The organism is Tsuneonella troitsensis, from assembly GCF_001441535.1.
Classification (GTDB): Bacteria; Pseudomonadota; Alphaproteobacteria; order Sphingomonadales; family Sphingomonadaceae; genus Tsuneonella; species Tsuneonella troitsensis.
In genome coordinates this window covers 29,055-43,933 of sequence record NZ_LMAU01000001.1, presented here as the reverse complement: position 1 = coordinate 43,933, position 14,879 = coordinate 29,055, and the positions used below count along the sequence as shown (strand labels likewise).

The window sequence follows — 14,879 nt, the reverse complement described above, 5'->3', positions numbered from 1 at the left end:
CCTCAACCTTCGTGAACTGTCTTGGTGACCATGCAGGCGAGCACGCCTTCGCGTCCGTCCTCGCTGCCGTAGCCCGACCATTTTACGCCGCCGAACGGTGCGTCGGCTGCCGACACGCCGCCGGTATCGATCGCGAGCATCCCCGTTTCGACCTCCGCGGCAAGGCGTCGGCGGCGCGCCGGGTTCGATGTCCAGCTGTATGCCGCCAGTCCGTAAGGCAGGCGGTTGGCTTCGGCGATCATCGCGTCTTCGCCCTTCATCGAGTTGATGATCGCGACCGGGCCGAACGGCTCCTCGTTCATGATCTCGGCATCGACAGGGACTTCGGACAGGACCGTCGGCTGGTGGAATCCGCCCTGGTTGCCGATGCGCTCCCCGCCGGTGAGCACCTTGCCGCCCTGGCCCTTCGCATTTCCGATCATGCTTTCCATGCGCTCCAGCCCGCGGGCCGAGGCCATCGGGCCCATGTCGGTATCGGCGTCGAAGCCGTTGCCGACCTTGACCGCCTTGGCGCGTTCCACGAACCCGTCGCGGAATTTCTCGAACACCGGCTCCTCGACCAGGAACCGGGTCGGGCTGACGCAGACCTGCCCCGCGTTGCGGAATTTGGCGGCGGCCATCGTATCGAGCGCCTTGTCGATATCGGCGTCGGCGAAGACCAGCACCGGAGCGTGTCCGCCCAGTTCCATCGTCGCGATCTTGAGGTCTTCGGCAGCGAGCTTGGCGAGGTGCTTGCCGACGGCGGTGGACCCGGTGAAGGTCACCTTGCGGATCACCGGGCTGGCGAGCAGGTGTCGGCTGACCGCGTCAGGCTCACCGAAAACGCATTGCACCGCGTCGCCGGGAACGCCCGCATCGATCAGCGCCTGAACCAGCGCCAGGCCGGCGGACGGCGTTTCCTCGGACGGTTTCACGATCGTCGAGCAGCCGGCAGCCAGCGCGCCGCCGATCTTGCGCATGACGTTGAGGGCCGGGAAGTTCCATGCGGCAAACCCCGCGACCGGACCGACCGGATGATACTGCACCTCGACGCGGCTTCCGGCGGGTCGAACCAGCGTGCGGCCGTAGATGCGTTTGATCTCCTGCGCGTAGAATTCCAGCAACATCGCGCAATAGATCGTCTCGCCGATGCCTTCCTTCAGCGGCTTGCCCTGCTCGCGGGTGATGGACGTGCCGATGTCCTTCGCGCGCTCGCGGATGAGGCCGGCGGCCTTCAGCAGAATGGCAGTCCGCTGATCGGCGTTGGTATCGCGCCAGGCCTTGAAGCCCTTTTCCGCGGCGTCGAGCGCATGGTCGAGATCCGCCGGGGTGGCATGGGTGACCCGGCCGACCGTCACGCCGGTTGCGGGATCGAGCACTTCCGCATCGTCGCGCCCGCCGCCCGTCAGTGTCTTGCCGCCGATGAGAAGGTGACTGTCGTTCATGCATGATCTCCTTGGTTGCCGATGCGATGCCCACGGGGTGCGCCCGCGTCAATGCGGTCTGGCGCGGTTCAGGTGAAGCGCGCTAGAGCCGCGGTATGATCCGCATCGCCATCGCCGCCGCATCGCTGTTCCTCGCAGTTCCCGCATCGGCGCAATCCGCGCCGGTCGAGCCGACACCGCTCTCGCTGCAGCAATCGACGGCGCTGCGCTGCTCGGCGGCTTTCGCGCTGGGGGCCGCGCTGCAGTCCCGTGGGGAAGCGACGACCTGGCCGCCGCTCGCCGCGCGCGGGCGCGAATTCTTCGTGCGGACATCCGCCCAGGTGATGGACGAGACCGGACGCACGCGCGAGGCGGTGGCTAGTTCGCTCGCAGAGTACGCGCGGCCCCTCGCGGCAAACCGTGGCGCGCTCGATGCGGCGATGCCTCCGTGCCTGCTGCTGCTCGACGCGTCGGGCCTCTGACGCGACAGGCCGAGGGCGGCGTTCAGGTCGCGGCAACTGAAAACTGGGTAGAATCTGCGTTCGATTCGCCGGAATTTTGCCGGCTGGAGACACGCTTATGCGAACCCTGACCCGTATCACCGCGCTTGTCGCGCTCGCAGCACCGCTGCCCGCATTGGCGCAGGTCAGCGATGCCGAGGTTGCGACCGCCGAAGTCGAAGCGACGCTCAAGGATCCGGTCGCCCAGGCCGCCATCGCCGAAGGCATGGCCGCTGCGAGCGAGGCGCTGCTCGACATTCCGCTGGCCCCGCTCGCCAAGGCGGTGGCCGAAGCTGCGGGCGACAATCCCGACGATGTCGATCCGGACATGACGCTGCGCAGCGTCTCCCCCGACGCCCAGGACGCGCCCGATCGGGTGCGCGAAAGCCTGCCGCGCGTAATGGGGGCGATGGGCTCGATGGCAGGCGGCATGGGCGCGATGATTCCGGCCTTGCGCGAAATGGCTGATCGGATGCGCGCCGCCGTCGAAGCGGCCAGCCCACGTTACTGACGGTTTTCGCCGCGTAAATCTCGCTTCATCGGTGGATTTGCCGCCGACGCTGGTGCATGAGCGCAGGCGATGTGGCGCCTCTATCAATTCCCGCTCTGCCCTTTCAGCCGCAAGGTTCGCCTGCTGCTGAGCGAGAAGGGCGTCGGCTATGAACTCTGGCGCGAAAACCCGTGGGAGCCAAGCGAGGGGTTCTGGCGGCTGAATGCGGCGGGCCGTACGCCCGTGCTCGAAGACAAGGCCAAGGGCATCGTGCTGGCCGATAGCCGCGCGATCTGCGAATATTTCGAGGAAACGGTCGACCGGGCCGCGATGATCAACGGCACCGCCGCCAACCGGGCGGAAATCCGCCGGCTGGTCGCCCTGTTCGACGAGAATTTCTACGGCGATGTCGTCGCCCCGCTGCTGCACGAGCGGATGAAGAAGCGCCTCGTGCTGCGTCAGCCACCCGACAGCCGCGTCCTGCGCGAAGCGATGAAGCTGGCGCACGAACATCTCGAATACGTCGACTGGCTGGTCGATACCCGCGCGTGGCTGGCCGGTTCGACGATGAGCCTGGCGGACCTGGCCGCGGCGGCGCAGATCTCGGTCGCGGACTACTTGGGCGGGATCGACTGGACCGGGCACGAACAGTCGCGCGGGTGGTATGCCGTGTTCAAGAGCCGGCCGAGCTTCCGCCCGCTGCTGACCGAAAGGATGGAAGTGATCCAGCCGCCGGTCCACTACGCGCAGGTCGACGGTTGAGGGAGAGGCGATCGCTTCCCATATCGCCTGGGAAGGAGACCTTCCGATGACTGTCGACCCCAAATATCTGACCGACGACCAGTGGCGCCAGAAACTGAGCCCCGAGCAGTTTCACGTCCTGCGCGAAAAGGGTACCGAGCGCGCCTTCACCGGCAAGTACGACAAGAACAAGGCCGAAGGCGAATACCGCTGCGCCGGGTGCGGTGAGATCCTGTTCGAGAGCGACGCCAAGTACGATAGCGGCTGCGGCTGGCCCGCCTTCACCGCTCCGGCGGACGGCGCCCCCGTCGAAGAGCATCGCGACGTCAGCCACGGGATGATCCGGACCGAGGTCGTCTGCGCCAACTGCGACGGACACCTGGGCCATGTGTTCCCCGACGGACCTCGCGAAGCCGGCGGCCTGCGCTACTGCATCAATTCGGCCTCGCTCGATTTCAAGCCCGCGGCGGGCGACGGCGAATAGCCGTTCACGCCGGGTTCCTGTTCGCCTATGCACCCCCACGCATGACGCGGACAAAGGGTGCGGGAAGGCCAGATGGCGGAGCGAGGTAGCCGGCGCGCGGCGGGACAGGCGCAGCGCCGGCGACAATCTTCGGTAACGAAGCGCGAGCCGGGCGGCTGGCGGCTGTGGCTGCGCCGCGGCGTCATCTGGGGCGGCGGTGCGACCATCCTCGCGGTGATCTTCCTGGCGATCGCGGTGCTGTTCGCCGCGCGGTCGCTGCCCACATATTCGACCCTCAAGGCAACCCAGCCGGGCCAGACGATCGTCGTGCGCGCCCGCGACGGTACCGAGCTCGTCGAGCTGGGGCCGAGCTATGGCAAATGGCTCGACAGTTCGCAGATTCCCGAGGTGATGAAGGACGCGATGATCTCGGTCGAGGACCGGCGCTTCTTCTCCCACCCCGGCATCGACCCGATCGGCCTGACACGTGCGGTCTATGTCTGGCTGACCGGCGATCGCCGCCTTGGCGCCACGTCGACGATCACCCAGCAGCTCGCCCGCAACCTGTTCCTCAATTCCAACCGCTCGGTCGATCGCAAGCTGCGCGAGATCGTGCTGGCGATGGCGCTCGAAACGAAGTTCTCGAAGCAGCAGATCCTCGAGCTCTATCTCAACAAGGTCTATTTCGGCGGCGGCGCGTACGGGGTCGACAGCGCCAGCCGCAAGTTCTTCAGCCACGACGCGACCGAACTGTCGGTAGCCGAGGCCGCGATCATCGCCGGCCTGGTGAAGGCGCCCAGTCGCTATTCGCCCACTGCCGATGTCGACGCCGCCGTGGGCCGGGCGAACGTCGTGCTGCGGTTGATGCGCGAGCAAGGCCGCATCAGCGCGAGCCAGGCCCAGGTCGATCCCAGTGCGGTCCGGCTCAAGAAGGACACCAGCCAGAACTCGGTTCGCTATTTCACCGACTGGGCCCTTCCGCAGCTCGAGATATTGCTTCCCGAGACGTTCGAGCCGATCGAGGTCTGGACCACGCTGGACGTCGGCATGCAGCAGGCGGCTGCCACGGCGATCAAGGCGAACGTGCCGGGCGGAGCACAGGGCGCGCTCGTCAGCATGGACCGCGATGGAGCCATCCTCGCGATGGTGGGCGGAACCGATTATGTGACATCCAACTACAACCGGGCGACCGAAGCGGTCCGACAGCCGGGTTCGGCCTGGAAGCTGTTCGTCTATCTCGCCGCGCTCGAGGCCGGTTATCAGCCCGAGGACCGGGTCAAGGACGTGCCCGTCACGATCGATGGCTGGAGCCCGCGCAATTCGGGCGGCGGCTTTGCCGGCGAGATCGACGTGCGAACGGCATTCGCCTATTCGAAGAACACCGTTGCGGCCCAGCTCGGCAACGAAGTGGGATTCGGGACGGTCGCGTCGATGGCGCGCAGGTTCGGGATAACCACCCCGATCTCCACCTATCCCTCGATGGTTCTCGGATCGAGCGAGACCCGCGTGATCGACATGACCCGCGCCTTCGCCAGCGTGTCGGCCGGCGGGATCAGCCTGGAGCCTTTCGGCATCGTCAAGGTGACGACCACCGACGGCGAGTTGCTCTACCAGCACGAGGACACCCGCACGACGCGCCTGGTGCCCGATTACGTGGCGGCGGGGATGACCGACCTTTTGCAGACCGCCGTCAGCACCGGGACCGGGCGCGCCGCGCAGATCGGTCGTCCGGTGGCAGGCAAGACGGGAACGACGACCTCCAACAAGGACGGCTGGTTCCTCGGCTTCTCCAGCGGGATCACCACGGGTGTCTGGATGGGCCGCGACGACGCAAAGGCGGTGGCCGGCCTGCAGGGCGGCACGGCGCCGGCGCGCGCGTTCGCCGCCTATATGCGATACGCGGTGAAGGACCGCCCGGTAGAGGAATTCGAAACCGATCTCGAACTGCCCGAATGGCAGCTCGAGCCCGACGAGGAATACATGTTCGGCGGCGACCCCGACGATTACTATTACATCGACGAAGCGGGTAACCTGATCGAACCGCAACGGCCGGGTCCGGCTGACGGGGGCGATCCTTTCCCGGTCGAGGGGGAACAACCGCAGGCCATACCCGGTCGCCGTCCGCCACCCGTCGACGAAGCGACCCAGGCGGCGAGCGACGATTTCCTCGATCGAGCAATCGGCGATCGTCCGCCGCCTCCCGCGCCGCAGCCGCAGCGTCAGCGTGCGCCCGTACAGCCGGCGCAGCCGGTGCCGCAATAGTCGTCGCCCAGGCTGGGAAGCGTTTTTCCGGCGTGCCGATTAACGCACTCTTCAGTTATTCCTGCGAAAAAGTACGGATAACACAAGGTCGCTCTCGTCCCTGATCAACGAAAGAGCGCGTCACATGACGAAGGGTTACAGCGCGGAGCGCCGAAAGGCAGTGCGCCACGAAACATCGATGAAGGGCATCCTCGATTGCAGCAACGGCTCGCGATCGAAGGTCGAGATCGTCGATCTGTCGACTAGTGGCTTCAACGCCGAGATGGCGCAGCCTGGCCTTACCGCGGACAGTGGCTTCGCGATACGGATGCCCGGTCTCGAGAGTCTGGGTGCGGAGCTTTGCTGGACGGCGTCCGAACGCGCGGGCTTCCGCTTCTCGCATCCCTTGCATCCTGCAGTGCTCGACCACGTGGTCCGCGCGCACCCCGCCATGGTCGACGACGAATAGGTTCGGAACGGGGCGTTTATGATCAGCGGAGCACATCAGACGAGTGAGGAGCCGGTCCCGACTGGTCCTCAGGGCGAAGGGCGGGACCGGCGCCGGTCCGATCGCATCGCATCCGGCGCTTCGGCCATCGCCCGCATTCCGGCCAGCCCGCACCGCGTCACTCTGATCGACGTGTCGCGAACCGGTTGCCAGGTGCGAATCGCAGGTGGGATCGCCGTGCCGATCGGATCGACGGTGCATCTCGAGTTCGGACCGGGACGACGGTTGACCGGAATGGTGATGTGGTCCGGTCCGCGTACGGCAGGAATCCGGTTTTCGCAGTCGATATCCGGGCCGCTCGCCTCGGCGCTCGGCGTAGAGCCGGCCGCGACGGTCGAGATCGAGGATATCCCGGAGCCGCCGATCGCGCCCGCTCGGAAACTACCCCACTGGCTACGGCGCATACTGCGCGGCCCGACCTGATATGCGAAGCCCCGCCGCGGTCGAAACCGGGCGGGGCTGTCGCTACAGACCGACGCTGCCGATCAGCGCAGTCGGATGGGAACGTAGGTCAGCGGACGGCCCCGGCGCTGGATGCGCAGCAGCACACTTTCGCGATTTGCGGCCTTGGCCTGGCTGACGATGCCTTCCAGATCGGCGACGGTATTCACCGGGCGATAGTTCGCAGTGACCACGATGTCGCCGCGCTGAAGCCCCTTCTGGCCCGAATCCGAGTTCGGATCGATTCCCAGGATCACGAGGCCGCCGCTATCCGCCGCTACACCCAGTTGCTGGGCGTAGCGCGGCGTCAGCGGGGAGACCTGAAGCCCAAGGCTCTGCGCCAGCGCTTCGCCGCTGTTGGCATCGGGGGCGGGGCGATCGGCTTCGTCCGAACCGTCGCCGTTGAGGATCTGCGACTGGGCCAGTTCCTCGTCGCTCGGGCGCTTGCCGACCGTAGCCGTTACCGTCCGGCGTTGGCCCTCGCGGTAGAGCTCGATCGGGATGCGCGTTCCCGGTGCGATGTTGGCGACCAGGAACGACAGGGTCTGGTCGCTCGTCACGTCCTGGTTGTTGACCTTGGTGACGACGTCGCCCGGCCTGATGCCGGCACGATCGGCGGCTTGACCCGGCTCGACCGACTGGACGAATTCGCCCCGGTTTTGCGGCAGGTCCAGCGAATTGGCGAGATCGCCGGCGACGGGCTGGATCTGGATGCCCAGATATCCGCGCTCGATCTCCTGACCGCTGCGCAGCTTCTGCACGATCGGCGCGGCGATCTCGGCCGGGATGGCGAAGCCGATGCCGACGCTGCCGCCCGAAGGAGAGAAGATCGCGTTGTTGATGCCGATCACGTTGCCCTGCATGTCGAACAGCGGGCCGCCGGAATTGCCGCGGTTGATGCTGGCGTCGGTCTGGATGTAACGGTCGTACGCTCCGCCCGACCCGGTATTGCGATAAACCGCCGACACGATGCCGGACGTCACAGTTCCGCCCAGCGCGAAGGGGTTGCCGATGGCGATCACCCAGTCGCCGACGCGGGCCTGGCTGGAATCGCCGAACTTGACGAACGGAAAGGCTTCGCGCCGCTCGACCTTGAGGACCGCGAGGTCCGAGGAGGCATCGTTGCCGACAAGCGTTGCCGGCAGCTCGGTGCCGTCGCTCAGTGTCACTGTAATCTCTTCCACCTCGCCGCGGCCCTGCGGCGCGATGACGTGATTGTTGGTAACGATGTAGCCGTCGGCCGAGATGATGAAGCCCGAACCCAGCGACTGGGCCTGGCGGGTCTGCGGCTGCGCAGGGGTTCCGCGATTGCCGAACAGTCCTTCGAAGGGAGTTCCGGCGAACGGGTTGCCACCGGACGTTACCTGGATGCGCTGCCGGGTGGAGATGTTGACCACCGCCGGCTGTAGCTGCGCGGTCAGGTCGGCAAAGCTCTCCGGCGCGCCGGCGCGGGGCACCACACGGGCCATCTGGCCCTCGTCGTTCTGTGCCACCTGCGCGCCCGCGGGAAAGCCGGTAACCAGGGTCAGTGCAGCGCCGCCCACGAGCAGCGCAGAAGTCAATCCGTAGGAATATCGCACGCGCGTGTTTTCCTTGTCTTGCATCTTGTTTCCATGTCCCCCGTGGCCTGAATCTCGCCTGCGGGGCTTAACCGCGATTGAACGCATCGACCAACGGTCAACGCTGTCCGCGGAACTGCTTCAGATACTCGTTGTCGGGCGACAGGATGATCGAGCTGCCCGATTGCGAATCCTGGGCAAAGGTCGTGTCGTAGCTCTGCATTGCCCGGTAGAAGTCGTAGAACTCCGGATCCTTGCCATATGCGTCGGCATAGATCTTGGCGGCTTCGGCCTCGGCGGTGGCGCGGATGATCTGCGCTTCCTTCAGGCCCTGCGCACGCAGCGTGTCGGCCTCCTGCTTCCGGGCGCTCTGCATCCGGCGGAACGCGGACTCGAGCGGGCTGCCATCGGGCAGGTCGGCGCGCTTGATCCGCACGTCGATCACCTGGGCACCGTAACGGCGCGCCTGATCGTCGAGCTTGGCGCGGATGTTCGCCATCGTCGTGCCCCGCTCGGCGGTCAACAGCGAGGAAAAGCTGCGGCGGCCGAGCTCCTGTCGGACGACCGAGGAAAGGACCGCCGCCAACTGGCTGTCTACCGTGGTGAGCGTGCCCGCGGTCTCCACCATCAGGACGGGGTCGATGATCCGGTAGCGGGCATAGGCATCGACATTGAGGCGAAGCTGATCGGTCGAAAGGACGGTCTGCGGCTCCATGTCGACATTCAGCACGCGCTTGTCGACACGCTGCACGCGCTCGTAGAACGGGATGCGCAGGATGATCCCTGCGCCGGTCTCGCCGTAGGCCTGATCGGGGACGAAGCGGTTGGCGACCCGGTCGGGCCGGCCCGCCTGGATGATCACCGCTTCCTCGGTCTCGGGGACGACCACGATCGAGGACAGCATCGCGACGAGAGCGACAGCGACCGCGATCAGCGAATTGCGGTGGGTTTCGAAGAAGTTTTCCATCACTGGGCTCCCTCGCCGGCCTGGGTGCCCGCAGGGGTGTTCGGCGCCGGTCGCCGCCGCACTTCCTGCAGCGGGAGGTACGGCGTCACGCCGGGTGCCTCGATCACGGTCTTGTCGGTGTTGCGCAAGACGCGCTCCATGGTCTCGTAATAGAGGCGCCGCCGGGTGACTTCGGGCGCGAGCCTGTATTCGGCGTAGATCTTGTCGAACGAGGCGGCATCACCCTGCGCGCGCGCAAGCACCTGCTGGGCGTAAAGCTCGGCCTTGTTGATCTCGGCGTCGGCATCCTGCTGCGCCGCCGAAACGTCCTTGAATGCCTCTTCGACCTCCTTCGGCGGGTCGGTCTTGCGGATCTGCACGCCCTGGACCGCGATGCCCGATTGATAGGCGTCGAGGATGGCCTGCATCCGCGTCATGACCGAGCCTTCGATGTCCGCGCGACCGGCGCCAGAAAGAACGTCGTCGAGCTGCTTGGTCGCGACCGACGCGCGCATCGCCGCTTCCGCAACGTCGCGCAGGGTCGCCTCGGGGTCGGAGAGCTCGAAGCGGAACTGCTTCAGATCCTTGATAGACCAGCGCACGATATAACTGAGGTCGACCAGGTTCTGGTCGCCGGTCAGCATGAGCTTCTGTGCGGTTCCTTCCGGAATCTGTTCGATCCGGAACTCGCTCACCGGCTCGATGTCGACATTCTGGATGGGCCACGGAAGAGAGACGTTGAGGCCCGGGCTCATCGTGCTCGAATACTTGCCGAAGGTCGTGACGATGCCTTCTTCCTTCGGGCCGACCTGGTGGACCATCGAAAAGCCCAGCCACACCACGAGGATCGCGCCGACGGCCAGCGGAAACCAGCTCTTGCCGCCGGGCCGCTCGGGGATGCGGAAGCCAGGGCCTCCTCCGCCGCCGCCGCCGATCTTGCGGCGAGGGCCCTCGGGGCCGCGGTTCTTGAATATGTCCTCGATGCTCGCGGAGCGGCGCGGTTCGTCGCTGGGAGGCAGCCACGGATTGCGCGGGCCCTTGCGCGCGGGCTTGTCGTCCGCCGGCTTGTCGTCCGCCGGCTTGTCCGCCGCGGGTTCGAACGGCACGGCAGGCTCGTCGCCCGCGGGCACATCCGGCTCCGGCTCGCTGCCAGGCTTCTTGCCGCCGCCCCACGGGCTCTTGCCCGCCATTGCGAGGCCGATCACGCGTCCCAACCCATCCTTCATGTCCATGGGCCACTTATAGGAACCATCCAGCGGAAAAACAGGGGTGGCACGTTCGATTTTGCTGCTAGGTGCCCCGTCAGGATGGACGAGAGCACATTAGCCGCCCGCTTGCCCGATCTAGTCGCGGCCCGGGTCCGGTCACTCAAGCTACGCGACGGCATCGTCACCGCGATCCTCGACGGATCGGGGCTGGCGGCAAGCGCGAGGGCGGATCTGGAGGCTGCGGTCAAGGACCTGCTCGGCCAATCCGAAGGGGTTTCGGAGGTGCGGGTGGCGGTCATGGCTGACAAGCCGGTCAAGCCGCTGATGATTGCCGTGGGATCCGGCAAGGGTGGTGTGGGGAAGTCCACGCTTACCGCCAACCTGGCGGTCGCGCTGGCGCGGATTGGGCGCAAGGTAGGCCTCGTCGATGCCGACATTTACGGGCCCAGCCAGCCGACACTGCTCGATACGCTGGGGCAGCGGCCCGAAGCGCGCGACGACAAGCTGGTGCCGGTGCAGAGCCGCTTCGGCGTGCCGATGCTGTCGATGGGGCACCTCGTGGAGCCGGGACGGGCCCTGGCTTGGCGGGGTCCGATGGCGAGCGGCGCGCTCGGCCAGTTGATCGACGCGCACTGGGACGGGGTCGAGTTGCTGCTTCTCGATCTCCCGCCGGGCACCGGCGACGTGCAGATCACGATGCTGCAAAAGCACAAGCCCGCGGGCGCGGTCATCGTATCGACGCCGCAGGATCTGGCGCTGATCGACGCGCAGCGCGCCGCCGAGCTCTTTTCCAAAGGCTCGATCCCGGTCATCGGTCTGGTCGAGAACATGGCCGGATACGCCTGTCCACACTGCGGCGAGGTCAGCGATCCGTTCGGGCGGGGCGGGGTCGAGGCGGCAGCCGCAGCCGCCGGTCTGCCGTTCCTCGGACGCATACCGCTCACGCTCAGCTTGCGCGAGGCCAGCGACGCGGGAGAGCCGCCCGCTGCAGGCGAGGGCGAGGTCGCCAACCTGTTCGCCGGCATCGGCGGGCAGGTGTCGGACTGGCTAGACAAGAGGGCCGGGTAGCGATGCACCTCAGCCGCCGGGGCATCCTTGCAGGAGCCGCGGTCGGCGGCGGCTTGCTCGTCGCCTGGGGGCTGTGGCCGCGCGACTATGGCACACCGCTCACTCCCGGACGCGGCGAGTGGGCCTATTCCGCCTGGCTCAAGCTGGCGCGCGACGGGGTACTGACCGTCGCCGTCCCGCAGCTCGAGATGGGGCAGGGCATTACCACGCTGATACCGCAGGTCGTCGCCGCCGAAATGGGCGCGGACTGGCGCACGGTGGCGGTGGAGCCCGCGCCCGTATCGGGGGCATACCCGAATCTCCCGCTTGCGGCGAAATGGGCTCCGTTGTGGATGCCGTTCGCCGCCGGCCTGGCCGACGATCCCGATGCGCTCGTCACCGAACGCTGGGCGGGGATGACCGGGTTCACCGCGACCGCCGAAGGCACGGCGCTGGCGGCCTACGAAGCGCCCGCGCGCAAGGCCGGCGCAGCGGCGCGGGCGATGCTCTGCATGGCCGCCGCCGATCGCTGGGGCGTGTCGTGGGAGGAATGCGAGGTGCGCGGCGGCCTTGTTTTCCATGGAGAGAAATACCTGTCGTTCGCCGCGCTCGCCGAAGATGCGGCGGCTTACGAACCGCCCGATCCGCCGCCGCTCAAGTCCGCAGCCTATGGCGAGGTGCCCGACCCGGTAGCGGAAGCGGAGGGCGTGCGCTTCCCGCGCCTCGATCTGCCCGCGAAGGTGGACGGTTCGTTCACGTTTGCCGGTGACGTCCGGATGCCGGGCATGCTCTACGCCGCCATCCGGCACGGTCCGATCGGCGATACCGAGCTTCTCGGCTTCGACGAGAAAGCGGGTGCACGCGTTTCCGGATTGCGGCACGTCGTGAAGGCGCGCGGCTGGATCGCGGCGGTCGCGGATACCTGGTGGTCGGCCGAAAAGGCGCTGTCGGCCATGAGCCCGGTCTGGCGCACCACAGGGCGTGCCAGCAGCGAGCGTATCGCAACCGCCCTCGACCAGGCGCTGACACAGGGCGATGCGAAAAGGATCGCGACCCGGGGTGGCGGCGATGCCGACCGGGACGAACCGCAAGCCACCTATCGTTACGAAATCGCGCCCGCGACCCACGCAACGCTGGAAACGGCCAGTGTCACGGCCCGAATTACGGATGGGAGGCTGGAACTGTGGGCCGCCACGCAGGCGCCTGCCCAGGCGAAGGCCGCTGCCGCCAAGGCCGTAGGACTGAGCGCGGAGGACACCGTGCTCTACCCGGTGGCCGCCGGGGGAAGCTTCGACCGGCGGCTCGAGCACGACCACGTGATCCAGGCAGCGGTGATTGCCGCCAGGGTGGGCGCGCCGGTCCAGCTTGTCTGGTCGCGCTGGCAGGAGCATGTCGCGGGGCGTCCGCGCGCACCCCTCGCCTGCCTGGCGAGCGCCTGGACCGCGATCGAAGACGGAACGCCCACGGCCTTGCGTCTGCGGGTCGCGATGCCCGCGACGACGACCGAGTTCGGGGCGCGGCTGTTCGGCAACAAGACCGCTCTCGCGGCGCGCCGGGCGGCGGACGCAGGCCCCGATCCGCTCGCGTTCGCGGGCGCCCTTCCGGCTTACGCGATACCCGATGTGGCGATCGACCACGTTCCGGTCGATGTCGGCCTCCCGAGCGGGCGGCTGCGAGGCAATGCCGACGGCTACCTCGCCTTCCTGATCGAAAGCTTCATCGATGAACTGGCAGCGCGCGTCGGCCGAGAGCCGCTGAGCTTTCGCATGGCGATGCTCGGCGCCGACCCGCGACTGGCCGAATGCCTCCAGCGGGCCGCGCGGCTCGGTCAGTGGGACGGCGGGGCGGGGCAGAGCGGCAACGGGATCGCCTGCTGGCGCATTGGCGACCCGGCGGGCGGCGGCCCGGTCGCCAGGATCGCCTGCGTGGCGACCGCGCGCGCGGGCGAGGGCGGCGTCCGGGTCGAAAGGCTCTCGGTCGCCGTCGATCTGGGGCGCGTGGTCAATCTCGACATGGCTCGCCAGCAGATCGAGGGCGGACTGGTGTTCGGAGCCAGCCTCGCGACCGGTTCGGCGCTGCAATACGCGGCGGGTCTCCCCACAAGCGGGCGCCTCGCCAGCCTCAATCTGCCGACGCTTGCGGATTGTCCCGAGATCGCAATCGAGATAGTGCCGGGCGACGGGCCGCCGGCCGACCCGGGCGAGATCGGGGTCGCGGTCGCGCCTCCGGCCATCGCCAATGCACTCCACTCGGCGACCGGCTTGCGCCTGCGCCGCCTTCCCCTGCTCTCCGAGGGCCTATGACCTGGCAACCGCCATCGCTGCCTGCCGATCACCCGCCTGTCAGGAGCGGAGGCATCGGCGTACTCCTGGTGAACCTGGGCACGCCCGATGCGCCCGATACCAAGTCGGTGAAGCGCTATCTCGCGGAGTTTCTCTCGGATCGGCGCGTGGTCGAAATCCCGCCGCTCATCTGGCAACCGATCCTGCGCGGCATCATCCTCAACACGCGCCCCAAGAAGAGTGCGGAAGCCTATTCGCAGGTCTGGACCGACAAGGGTTCCCCGCTCGCCGCGATCACCGCGGAGCAGGCGATGCGCTTGCAGGACCGGTTGGGGCCGGGCGTCCGCGTGCGCCACGCGATGCGCTATGGCAGGCCGGAAATCGGCGACGAGATGCAGGCGCTGATGGACGAAGGGTGCGAGCGGATCTTGCTCGCCCCGCTCTATCCGCAATACAGCGGTGCGACGACGGCGACCGTTGTGGACAAGGCTGCGGACAAACTGCGGACGATGCGTTGGCAACCTGCGATCCGCACTTTGCCCCCCTACCATGACGATCCGGTTCACATAGATGCGCTCGCCGCCGACCTCGGCGCGCAGCTCGATGCGCTCGACTTCGAGCCCGAGGTGCTGTTGCTCAGCTTTCACGGCATGCCCGAGCGGACGCTCCACCTCGGCGATCCGTACCATTGCCAGTGCCGCAAGACGGCAAGATTGCTGGAGGGCGCCCTAGCCCGACCGGGCCTTCGGATCGTCACCACGTTCCAGAGCCGGTTCGGCCGGGCCAAGTGGCTCGAACCGGCGACCGACGACATGCTCGAGGAAGAGGCGAAGGCGGGCACCCGCCGGCTCGCGGTGGCCGCGCCGGGTTTCTCTGCGGATTGCCTCGAAACGCTCGAGGAACTGGCCATCCGCGGTCTCGAACAGTTCACCGACGCAGGCGGAACGCACTTCACCGCGTTGACGTGCCTGAACGCCGGCGAGCACGGAATGGCGATGCTCGAAACGCTTGTACGGCGGGAGCTTGCGGGCTGGCTCTAGCCCACTTACA

General features: G+C 67.3%; 14 protein-coding genes. 10 read left to right on the top strand and 4 right to left on the bottom strand.

Features of this window, described 5'->3' with window-relative positions:
* Nucleotides 1-2: 2 nt before the first annotated feature.
* A complete protein-coding gene (locus tag AR323_RS00235; RefSeq protein WP_057881950.1) occupies nt 3-1,424 on the bottom strand; it encodes an NAD-dependent succinate-semialdehyde dehydrogenase in 1,422 nt (473 codons plus the stop codon).
* 95 nt (nt 1,425-1,519) lie between these two features.
* On the opposite strand from AR323_RS00235, the gene AR323_RS00230 reads away from it, so the two are divergent.
* The 7 genes from AR323_RS00230 (at nt 1,520) to AR323_RS00200 (ending at nt 6,769) form a co-directional block, all read left to right on the top strand.
* Complete coding sequence (locus AR323_RS00230; protein ID WP_057881949.1) at nt 1,520-1,885, top strand: hypothetical protein; 366 nt, start codon at nt 1,520-1,522, stop codon at nt 1,883-1,885.
* A gap of 97 nt (nt 1,886-1,982) precedes the next feature.
* Entirely contained in the window at nt 1,983-2,414 is a 432-nt protein-coding gene (locus AR323_RS00225) for a hypothetical protein (protein ID WP_057881948.1), read from the top strand.
* Nucleotides 2,415-2,483: 69 nt separating this feature from the next.
* On the top strand, nt 2,484-3,155 hold the full coding sequence (locus AR323_RS00220; RefSeq protein WP_057881947.1) for a glutathione S-transferase family protein: 672 nt from the start codon (nt 2,484-2,486) through the stop codon (nt 3,153-3,155).
* 46 nt (nt 3,156-3,201) lie between these two features.
* Nucleotides 3,202-3,618, top strand: a complete 417-nt coding sequence (gene msrB, locus AR323_RS00215; protein ID WP_057881946.1) for a peptide-methionine (R)-S-oxide reductase MsrB — start codon at nt 3,202-3,204, stop codon at nt 3,616-3,618.
* Between the two features lie 72 nt (nt 3,619-3,690).
* Nucleotides 3,691-5,859: a transglycosylase domain-containing protein gene (locus tag AR323_RS00210; RefSeq protein WP_057882537.1), complete on the top strand. Its 2,169-nt coding sequence runs from the start codon at nt 3,691-3,693 to the stop codon at nt 5,857-5,859.
* Nucleotides 5,860-5,983: 124 nt separating this feature from the next.
* A complete protein-coding gene (locus AR323_RS00205; RefSeq protein ID WP_057881945.1) occupies nt 5,984-6,307 on the top strand; it encodes a PilZ domain-containing protein in 324 nt (107 codons plus the stop codon).
* Nucleotides 6,308-6,325: 18 nt separating this feature from the next.
* Nucleotides 6,326-6,769 carry a PilZ domain-containing protein gene (locus AR323_RS00200; RefSeq protein WP_057881944.1) on the top strand — a complete coding sequence of 148 codons (444 nt, stop codon included), beginning with the start codon at nt 6,326-6,328 and terminating at the stop codon, nt 6,767-6,769.
* A 62-nt stretch (nt 6,770-6,831) separates the two neighbouring features.
* On the opposite strand, the gene AR323_RS00195 is transcribed toward AR323_RS00200, so the two are convergent.
* The 3 genes from AR323_RS00195 to hflK all read right to left on the bottom strand — a co-directional run bounded on the left by AR323_RS00195 (nt 6,832) and on the right by hflK (nt 10,518).
* On the bottom strand, nt 6,832-8,391 hold the full coding sequence (locus tag AR323_RS00195; protein WP_057881943.1) for a Do family serine endopeptidase: 1,560 nt from the start codon (nt 8,389-8,391) through the stop codon (nt 6,832-6,834).
* 73 nt (nt 8,392-8,464) lie between these two features.
* On the bottom strand, nt 8,465-9,313 hold the full coding sequence (hflC, locus tag AR323_RS00190; protein WP_057881942.1) for a protease modulator HflC: 849 nt from the start codon (nt 9,311-9,313) through the stop codon (nt 8,465-8,467).
* Nucleotides 9,313-10,518, bottom strand: a complete 1,206-nt coding sequence (hflK, locus tag AR323_RS00185; RefSeq protein WP_407701060.1) for an FtsH protease activity modulator HflK — start codon at nt 10,516-10,518, stop codon at nt 9,313-9,315. Before hflK ends, hflC begins: the two co-directional genes overlap by 1 nt.
* Nucleotides 10,519-10,797: 279 nt before the next feature.
* Between hflK and AR323_RS00180 the strand changes: the two genes are divergently transcribed.
* Genes AR323_RS00180 through hemH form a run of 3 tightly spaced genes read left to right on the top strand, consistent with a single transcriptional unit; the run spans nt 10,798 to nt 14,869 of the window.
* The gene (locus tag AR323_RS00180; RefSeq protein WP_407701064.1) at nt 10,798-11,568 is read left to right on the top strand and encodes an Mrp/NBP35 family ATP-binding protein; all 771 of its coding nucleotides are present in this window, start codon (nt 10,798-10,800) and stop codon (nt 11,566-11,568) included.
* A 2-nt stretch (nt 11,569-11,570) separates the two neighbouring features.
* Entirely contained in the window at nt 11,571-13,850 is a 2,280-nt protein-coding gene (locus AR323_RS00175) for a molybdopterin cofactor-binding domain-containing protein (protein WP_057881940.1), read from the top strand.
* A complete protein-coding gene (gene hemH / locus AR323_RS00170; protein WP_057881939.1) occupies nt 13,847-14,869 on the top strand; it encodes a ferrochelatase in 1,023 nt (340 codons plus the stop codon). Before AR323_RS00175 ends, hemH begins: the two co-directional genes overlap by 4 nt.
* Nucleotides 14,870-14,879 lie beyond the last annotated feature (10 nt).